The sequence below is a fragment of the Kocuria varians genome, assembly GCF_006539885.1.
Lineage (GTDB): Bacteria > Actinomycetota > Actinomycetes > Actinomycetales > Micrococcaceae > Kocuria > Kocuria varians.
On record NZ_BJNW01000047.1, the window covers coordinates 1 to 595 of the forward strand.

1 protein-coding gene is annotated in these 595 nt (G+C 61.2%); it reads left to right on the top strand.

Annotated features, from left to right (window positions below; genetic code table 11):
• Positions 1-41 precede the first annotated feature (41 nt).
• Positions 42-494 carry a DUF1931 family protein gene (locus KVA01_RS12565; RefSeq protein WP_058954393.1) on the top strand — a complete coding sequence of 151 codons (453 nt, stop codon included), beginning with the start codon at positions 42-44 and terminating at the stop codon, positions 492-494.
• Positions 495-595 lie beyond the last annotated feature (101 nt).

A 595-nucleotide genomic window follows, 5' to 3' on the forward strand; every position in this document is an offset into this window, starting at 1 on the left:
GCTATAGTGTCACTGTAAGTCTGACAGGAGGAGATAGAACTATGGCGAAAATCATCGGCGTATCGAAGTTTGAACGGCTCTTTCGGGAGGCAGCCGGCCTGGACGTGGACAAGAACGACCTGGCGCGGCTGAACGATTTCGTGCGGCAGAAGGTCTACGATCTGTTGCTGGCGGCGCAGGCCACGGCCAAGGACAACCAGCGAGACGTCATCCAGCTGCACGACCTGCCGCTGACGCTCGGCTTCAAGGAGAGCATGCGGGCCTTCGACGGGCTGGACACCGCACTGGAGCTTCAGCCTATCCTGGATCAGCTGGTAGCCCTGCCCCCGCTCGACCTGGCCTACAGCTATGAGATGGAAGCGGAGTTGCCGCGCCTGGTCGGCGGGCTGACGGTGGCGCTGGCACGTGCCTTCAAAATCCTCGATCCTAAGGTCAAAAACCCGCAGAGCGTGCACTGGGAGCGGGCCATGGCTATCTTTGACCTGCTCTTTTAGCGTGCCGGACAAGACCTCGATTCGGGTTGCGCGTGGCAGGTCCAGCACTGCGTCAGCGGGAGGCCTGGCCGCGGGTGAGTCCAATAGCGTGGTGTCAATTC